The sequence below is a fragment of the Oleiphilus sp. HI0079 genome (genome assembly GCF_001635105.1).
This window is the reverse complement of record NZ_LWFT01001335.1, coordinates 1-874: the sequence shown is the minus strand read 5'-3', so window position 1 is coordinate 874 and position 874 is coordinate 1. Positions and strand designations below refer to the sequence as shown.

The 874-nt window shown below is 47.0% G+C and carries 1 pseudogene; it reads right to left on the bottom strand.

Annotation, left to right across the window (positions count from 1 at the left end):
- Positions 1-737: pseudogene (locus A3750_RS23090) on the bottom strand (phosphate ABC transporter permease); the annotation flags it as partial.
- Positions 738-874 lie beyond the last annotated feature (137 nt).

The following is an 874-nucleotide window of genomic DNA, read 5'->3' as shown; positions in this document are numbered from 1 at the left end:
TTTGCCTTCACGTTTAGATCGGGGAGCTCGATGTCATTAGGTACCAGGCGAATTTCGCCACTTAGGAAGTCTTCTTCTTGATCGAACTGCTGGGCAACGAGCGCGTCTGATGCACTGACTGCAGCAACCATTAAGGCACTGTCGCTCATTGCAATGGCAATCTCTTTGAGTGCATCACCGGCAGGGTCGAGCATCATGGCTTCTTCGCCAAACGGAAACTCGATGAACGGCTCAATCACACGTTGATCATTAGGGTAGGTGATTTTGTAGCTGTGCTTCAAAACTAAAGCGGTGCCATTGCTTAAACCTAAAACGAAGGTTCTGGATGCTGGATCCGCATTGGCAACGCTAGTAACAACTACGCCTTCTTCAATCGGCAAGTCAACTTGGCTATGAATGCTGCCATCGAGCGTGTTGTAGAAAATAACGCTTCCGAGATCCGTCACACGAAATGCTTTTTCGCCTTGCTCTTCTGCACCGCTATAGATGGTTTTGCCGGCCTCTTTTGCCGGAACCTCATAACTGGCGATACGCTCAGCTTCTGCGCTGGCAAACAGCGGCGCTACTTCATAGAGTAAATAGAAGAAAATTAGCGTAATCGCGACGATTACACTAATACCCCCGGTGCCGATGGAAATGCGCGCGAATTCGTCTTTAAACTTTCGCGTTTTTCTGTGGCGGATCAACCTTGGGCTATTAAAGTCCAGATCAGGTTGTTGCGGTGTAGATTCGCTCATAAATAATACCGATAAATTGAGAGAACGTAGTTAACTGTTAAAAACTGAAAAATACAAATGCCTTTCACGACAAAAACCCTCCGCCTTACTGGCGGAGGGTTTTTGTTCTTTAGCGAACTTCGAGTGGTATTCGAAGT